We start from the raw sequence: 6,389 nt of genomic DNA, 5'->3' as shown, positions 1-6,389 counted from the left end.
GCAATGCATCTCAAGCGATGGAATTAGCTACGTCAAAATAAATTCTTTGCCTATCTACCTCTGAAGATTTTTATACAGAAAAGCTGGCGGCATTAGCCAAAAGGTGTACAATAAAGTAATAGACGTATTTTGGGCTGGTTTAAGCAGATTTAAGCTTTCATTCGCTACATTTGGCCTTATGCGATTGATGTATGCAGCCCTGGTTGTTGGTATTGGTTTGGTGTTCTATTTAAGTTGGGTACCAGATCCACACCTAAGCAGTCTTTGGTTTATACCCAAACGTCTGGGAAAATGGGCCGACAAAACATCTCACGGCGATCTACGAACGGCGGTACCTTTCGTTTTTTTAGGCCTTTTTGGCGGTTTGTTACCCACTCGTTCCTCTAACTCACCAGTCCGCTGGTTTATTCGCTGGCTCGTTTTAGTCGGCGTTGTTATCCTCGCTGAGGCCGGTCAGCTTCTGCTGCCACACCGGTATTTTAGCTTTGAAGACATTGGCTGGGGTGCACTGGGGGCATTCGTCGGTTTGGCAATTGCAATCGTTTTGGTTGTGTTAAAGAGAAAAACCTCTTGACATACCTGCTACGTTCCCTCTCTCGTTATTTATTAAAAGGTGACGACTCGTTGTCAATAATTGACATAACTTGGTAACGCCTATTTGGAAACAATCCTCTGTGAAAAACCGCTACCCTGTTCTTCCCATTATAGCTCTTTTGCTGTCGCCTTCCCTTCTGCAAGCTGCTTTTCCCGATTTTTACAAGCATGCCGGTCCGCTTCAAATCACTTTATTTAACATTGCCTGGCTATGGGCTATTTTATTCAGCCTTATGCTGATTAATTGGCTAATTCGTCAGATACGCAGCTAGCAAATAAGCATCGCTGGCCCTGCTGACAGTAACCCCAAACCATTCTGACGAACGGGAAAGCCAAAATAGCCTTCATGTTTTTGTTGATAAGAGCGTTATAAGATCAGAACATTTAATAAGCCTGTCCATTAAGTCTTAAACTTATCGTGTGATGGGCGTCGTTGCCCAAAATTTAGGTGGTGAATCGACGTTCTACAGGCTAACGAATCTGGTTTGGCAACTAAACAGGAAAATAATCCATGAAAATAAAGTATGGGCTTGGTCTGTTAATCACTTTGTTCGGAGCAGTATACCATTCACCAGGTACGATAGCAAGATCAGAAGTTCTACTTCCGGAATTGTCGATTGAACGTATCGCACCACCCGACGAAATGATTCGCGAGGTGTTTGTGTACATTAATCAGGCTCGTTCAAAACCATGTAAATGTGGTAACAAACGATACGGGGCCGTTCCGCCCTTGGTCTATAACGAAAAGTTAGCCGCGGCTGCGCAAAATCACACGAACTGGATGGCCTCCACGCTAAAACTATCCCATACTCAGCCCAAACGAAACGTGGCTAATGCCTGGGACCGGATAGCACAACAGGATTACAAATGGTCGTTGGTAGAGGAAAATATTGCCGCCGGACAACCAACCGCCCGCGAGGTCGTTGACGACTGGATAAAATCACCTGGTCATTGCAAAAACCTGATGGATGGAGCTATCAAGGAAGTGGGTGTCGGCTTTAAATACACGGCCAGCGGTAACTATCATTATTACTGGACTGCCGATTTCGCCACTTCTCAGCAAAAAAGCTTGTAGGCAGTTTTTTAGTTTTCCCGTCGCTTCCGAGTTTCAAAAGGCTTAGTACATGTTCTAATTACCTACCGCGCTCAACGTAACGTACTACGTATATCTTTTCAATGACTTGGGCGACTAAAACCGTAGCATCACAATTTAACTTTTCTCAACGGTCTTTCTATTATCACTGCCGAACGGCCATTATCGAGTTTACCCAGCATCGAACCGTTTTACTCCGCATGCATCTGCCATCTCCCCGCAGAACGGCCAAGCATTTTTGACCTTGTAGTCCTGGGTCGGTCATACGGTCGCCTAAGTAAAAATACCGTTCAGGCACAAGGCGAGACATCCGTTATAGTATTGAAGACAATTGTCATAGTCTCTAGCTATAATCACTCCTACTTTTACACTACTTAAACAGGGCTTTAATTAACCATCTTCTCTTCCCTGCTCTAAACTATTTATGAAAAAACGCTACGCCTTCCTGCCGGTTATAGCTTTGTTGTTATCACCTTCGCTTTTTCGATCAAGCTTTACTTCACTCTACGATAACCTGGTTTCCTACCACCCTATCGGCGGGCCAGTACTCACCGTTGCTTTAGACATCGCCTGGTTATGGGTAGTACTATTTGGAATCATGCTATTAACCTGGCTGGCACGTAAAATCCGTACGCGGATAAATTTACCCGTAACCACTGCTACCGAACTAGACGGAGGCTCAGCCAAATTATCTATATAATTTCCCTTATTAACTGAGTAAATGCTACTGTTTGCTGCGGCATGAATTCGCCCCCGGCGACTTTTGGGAGAGTTAGATCCTATTCTAATCTAAAAGATAATTATTATGGGTTAAACATTTCGAGTATACCAACAGGTGCATTACGCTGTACCATTTCATCAATACACGTGGAAACTATTCAACTCACTAAACGTGACCGGGCCGCCACCATGCAGCGCATCCTGCAGGCACTCGAACACATCCTCACCCAACAGGGACTCCAGGGCCTCTCCATCCAGGCACTGGCCCAACAGGCCGACGTCAGCATAGTGCTCATCTACCGCTACTTCGGCAGCGTCGAAGGCCTGATCGACTACTACCTCCGACAGGGACGAATCGTGCCCCACTTCCCCCCAGACTGGCTGGCCCTGCTCCAGCCCATCCACCCCCCTCAGCCCAGCAGCAGCCGGGCCCATCAGACCCTGCAGCTCTTCCGCCAGTTCCGCTCCTCGCGAGCCGCCCGGGAAATGCTGCTGGCCTCGGCCAAGGAGAAGGACGAGCTGGCCCAGACCATCAGCAAAGCGCTGGATGAGGAACTAACGGGCTTTGTCAGCCAGCTGGCGGGGGCCTCCAGCCAGCGGGGCCTGTGGGCGGTGGTGCTGGGGGCCTTGTCGTACCTGACGATTCAGGCGCAGCTGGACCGGTCGGTGCTGGGTCTGGACCTGCGCAGTGAGGGGGGGTGGCAGCAGATCGAGCAGGCCATCGAGTCGCTCCACCAGGTGTTGGCTGAGTCGGGCTCCTCGTCGGGGGAGGCTACGGCGCGCTCGGGTGGCCCATCGGCGGTGGGCTGGTAGGCGGGTTGGGGGCTGGTTTTCATTTGATAGAAAAAGCCCCTGATTCTTCAGGGGCTTTTTCTATCAAATGAAAACAGATATGTGTCGTCTCGTCTATTCGAATAGGTCATTGCAATCTTTGTTAATATTGCCTCACGTGTTGGGTTAGGTAAACGTATATATCTTATTAACTGCTACGTGCCACCTACTCTCCTGTGGGTGTATTTTGGCCTTTCGCTTTTGTATAGGTTGCAGAATAACCGATTTAAACCATTTGACCAGTACAAACTGGGGCGCTTTAAAGTTGGGGTGTTTAGGAAAGCTTACAAAGGCCTTCTGTTGATCAGGGGTTAAGTAATGAATTGTAATTAGCTGGGGCGTATCAATAAAGGTAGGATAGGTATATTGATACGTTCCTGGTAGAAGTTGATCCGCAGTAATCATAGTTATTGAGTATGGATTTAGTTTGTGGTTTACGTAGAACAGAATACTTAATATTTTGTTTTAACCGCTTTATGGAAATAAGGGTAACAAGAGTGTAGGCTAATGAAACGCTATAAGTTTACCGAATTTTGAGTGTATTCCAATTGATAGCCTAAGCGCTGCATGGAAGGTGGTTAGTGTAGTTAAGGATTTTACGCGAGTGCTTTTTCTGAATCGTATGCTGATAGGTCACGGCCGAATTCATTATCTATAAGTTGTGTCAATTTACTTTTTTATTTAGACCATAGCTTACTGCGACTAATATCAGTAACACTACCAGGAAGCCGAAAGCAACAGATAAAGAAAAACGTTGCGCAATAAAGCCTAACAAAGCCGGTCCTGCCAACATTCCTGTATAGCCTATGGTCGTAATAGCCGGAATACTTATGGTTGGCGAAATACTCGATAAACCACCTGCCTGGCTAAAAAGCACCGGCACAATGTTGGCCGCGCCCAAACCCATCAACGCAAAACCAATCACTGATCCTGCTACCCAGGGGCTCAAAACGGCGATGGCTAAGCCCAGGGCACTTAGTATGCTTCCTCCTACTACGACAGTTCTACTGTTTAGGCGCGCCACCAGCTTATCACCCACCAGCCGCATCATTGCCATAGCGATCGAAAAGGCTGCATAGCCCATCCCTGAAAGCTCCGTTTCGATTCCTTTACTATCGCGCAGAAAGATGGCGCTCCAGTCAAGAATGGCTCCTTCAGCCAGAAAAATGGCAAAGCACATCAGGCCCAGGAAAAGGACACGACCGTCTAGCCAGCTGAACCGCTGACTGCCCATTGAAGGGTGCTCATCGGGAGCCGAGAACTTTGCTATAGCCTGCCGTTCAAGACTTAAAGGAAATAAGTCTTTGTATTGGGTTAGTATAATGAGAATCATCACAGCCGCAATACTGATAATAGCATAGAGTGGGTTGAGCCCCATTTTAATTAAAAACCCCAATCCTAAAGAGCCAAAAAGGCCACCCACGCTAAACAGGCCGTGTAAAGACGACATGATGGGTTTCCCAAACAGATTCTGTACCTGTACTCCATGCGCATTCATAGCTACGTCAATGCTACCAATACTCGCTCCGAATATAAACAGGGTAACTGCCAGAGCAACTGTGGAAGAAAGGAGAAGTAATAGCGGTAGGACAAGCGCCATCACCATTGCCGCACCAGCTATAACAGTGCGGCTGCCTAAGCGACCCACCAGCCAGCCTGAAGTCGGCATCATCAACATAGCGCCAGCGCCCAATAGCAGCAACAGCAAACCTAAATCAGAGTCGTTTAATGCCAACCGATCTTTGGCGAGTGGGACCATTGGAGCCCAGCTGGACATGCCCAGGCCGCAAACCAAAAAAGTCAATTGGGTGGCCAGACGGGCTTTCGATAGATGGCCTACTGGTAATGCTACGTCCATACCATGAAGAGTTGAAGAGATACAAAAATGGAAATCCAGGCTACTTTTTAACCAATTAAAAAGCCTTTTACTACTACAAGAATATATGCTTTGTGATGCACTTGCAAATAGTTGCCTGATAGTTTTATCCGTTGGGATTGCATACTTCCATATTGACCACTGGTACTTAAAATGTATTTATGATATAGCAGATAGTCATAATAAATGTGCATCTCTGAAGAATAAAGTTGAATTTATGTTACTTATTCTTTGAATAATCAACTAAAAGTATTATTGTGGTATTTAATAGTTAAGTAATTTTACGCCTGTAGTCTAGTGTAACTTGTGTCTTTCATGGTGTAGGTTGATTTATCCACCCAGACCTACGATTTACAAATTCATTTGTAAATAATTCAGAATCAGGAGATCATTCTGCAGAGCGTAACTCGTACATCTTTTATCCTGAGTTGTTTGCTTCGTCGTGCTACGTAGCAATTCTACTTAGACCAGCATCCCCGGCCCACAGCTTTACCCCTGTCCCAGCCGACCAACCCCCAACCAATTCGTACCCTGTTTTCGTCCTTTTGCTTGCTTAATCAATCTACCCAATGAACAAACTCGTTACGCTTGCCGCCCTGATGGGCCTCTTCGCTCAATGTAGCACGCCCCAACTAAGCCCAGCCCCCCCGGCCCTGGCTTCAGCTCAGGCTCGGGCAGCCGCCACCCCCCAGCGCTACGTTAGCCCCCTGACGGGCTCGGTCCAGAAAAGCCTCAATGTGGCCTATGGCAAATCAATCAATGACCGGGGGCAGCTCCAGACCCAGCTGTTGGACATCTATCAGCCCGCCAATGACACCCTCCAGGAGAGACCTGTCATCGTGCTGATTCACGAAGGTAGTTTTACTACTGGTAATAAGAGTTCAATGGCTAAATATGCCAACTTATACGCCCAGTACGGCTATGTGGCCGTTTCCATCAGCTATCGACTATCAACTAAAAAAATAAAAATGAGTCCGTCTGATCCCAATTTCGTAGCTGCGGTGGATGATGCTAAAGAGGATGCTCTGGGAGCCATCCGCTGGCTGCGGGCCAATGCAGCCGCCTTGCGGATCGATAAAGGACGTATCGCGGTTATGGGCTATTCTTCTGGTGCCGTTACCACTATGTCGGTGAATTTTGACCAGACGCCCTCCCGCAACGAGAACAGCGCCGACCCGGCTCAGAGCAGCGCCATCTCGACCATTGTGGAGATGGCAGGTCTGACCGACCCGGCACTGATCAGTGCTGGAGGAAAGCCCGTGCGGATGATTCATG

8 protein-coding genes are annotated in these 6,389 nt (G+C 47.4%); 6 read left to right on the top strand and 2 right to left on the bottom strand.

Annotated elements, in window-relative coordinates; genetic code table 11:
- Positions 1-178 precede the first annotated feature (178 nt).
- The 5 genes from ACOJS8_RS06725 to ACOJS8_RS06705 all read left to right on the top strand — a co-directional run bounded on the left by ACOJS8_RS06725 (position 179) and on the right by ACOJS8_RS06705 (position 3,220).
- A complete protein-coding gene (locus ACOJS8_RS06725) occupies positions 179-574 on the top strand; it encodes a hypothetical protein (RefSeq protein WP_420147770.1) in 396 nt (131 codons plus the stop codon).
- Between the two features lie 100 nt (positions 575-674).
- Positions 675-866: a hypothetical protein gene (locus tag ACOJS8_RS06720; protein ID WP_420147769.1), complete on the top strand. Its 192-nt coding sequence runs from the start codon at positions 675-677 to the stop codon at positions 864-866.
- 239 nt (positions 867-1,105) lie between these two features.
- The gene (locus ACOJS8_RS06715; RefSeq protein ID WP_420147768.1) at positions 1,106-1,669 is read left to right on the top strand and encodes a CAP domain-containing protein; all 564 of its coding nucleotides are present in this window, start codon (positions 1,106-1,108) and stop codon (positions 1,667-1,669) included.
- 442 nt (positions 1,670-2,111) lie between these two features.
- The gene (locus ACOJS8_RS06710; RefSeq protein WP_420147767.1) at positions 2,112-2,387 is read left to right on the top strand and encodes a hypothetical protein; all 276 of its coding nucleotides are present in this window, start codon (positions 2,112-2,114) and stop codon (positions 2,385-2,387) included.
- 209 nt (positions 2,388-2,596) lie between these two features.
- Positions 2,597-3,220, top strand: a complete 624-nt coding sequence (locus ACOJS8_RS06705) for a TetR/AcrR family transcriptional regulator (RefSeq protein ID WP_420147766.1) — start codon at positions 2,597-2,599, stop codon at positions 3,218-3,220.
- Between the two features lie 144 nt (positions 3,221-3,364).
- Here ACOJS8_RS06705 and ACOJS8_RS06700 read toward each other — a convergent pair whose 3' ends face one another.
- The gene (locus ACOJS8_RS06700; RefSeq protein WP_420147765.1) at positions 3,365-3,643 is read right to left on the bottom strand and encodes a hypothetical protein; all 279 of its coding nucleotides are present in this window, start codon (positions 3,641-3,643) and stop codon (positions 3,365-3,367) included.
- A gap of 259 nt (positions 3,644-3,902) precedes the next feature.
- Positions 3,903-5,096, bottom strand: a complete 1,194-nt coding sequence (locus ACOJS8_RS06695; RefSeq protein ID WP_420147764.1) for an MFS transporter — start codon at positions 5,094-5,096, stop codon at positions 3,903-3,905.
- Positions 5,097-5,683: 587 nt separating this feature from the next.
- Between ACOJS8_RS06695 and ACOJS8_RS06690 the strand changes: the two genes are divergently transcribed.
- A partial coding sequence (locus ACOJS8_RS06690) for a carboxylesterase family protein (RefSeq protein WP_420147763.1) occupies positions 5,684-6,389 on the top strand: 706 nt, incomplete at its 3' end.

The sequence above is a fragment of the Spirosoma sp. genome (assembly GCF_048594605.1).
Classification (GTDB): domain Bacteria; phylum Bacteroidota; class Bacteroidia; order Cytophagales; family Spirosomataceae; genus Spirosoma.
Note: the sequence above shows the minus strand (reverse complement) of the source record. Positions and strands in the feature narration are given on the sequence as shown.

Excerpts from the sequence above, each read along its gene's own strand:
- ACOJS8_RS06695 (WP_420147764.1), bottom strand. The coding sequence starts at position 5,096 with ATGGACGTAGCATTACCAGTAGGCCATCTATCGAAAGCCCGTCTGGCC.
- ACOJS8_RS06700 (WP_420147765.1), bottom strand. The coding sequence starts at position 3,643 with ATGATTACTGCGGATCAACTTCTACCAGGAACGTATCAATATACCTAT.
- ACOJS8_RS06705 (WP_420147766.1), top strand. The coding sequence starts at position 2,597 with ATGCAGCGCATCCTGCAGGCACTCGAACACATCCTCACCCAACAGGGA.
- ACOJS8_RS06715 (WP_420147768.1), top strand. The coding sequence starts at position 1,106 with ATGAAAATAAAGTATGGGCTTGGTCTGTTAATCACTTTGTTCGGAGCA.
- ACOJS8_RS06710 (WP_420147767.1), top strand. The coding sequence starts at position 2,112 with ATGAAAAAACGCTACGCCTTCCTGCCGGTTATAGCTTTGTTGTTATCA.
- ACOJS8_RS06725 (WP_420147770.1), top strand. The coding sequence starts at position 179 with ATGCGATTGATGTATGCAGCCCTGGTTGTTGGTATTGGTTTGGTGTTC.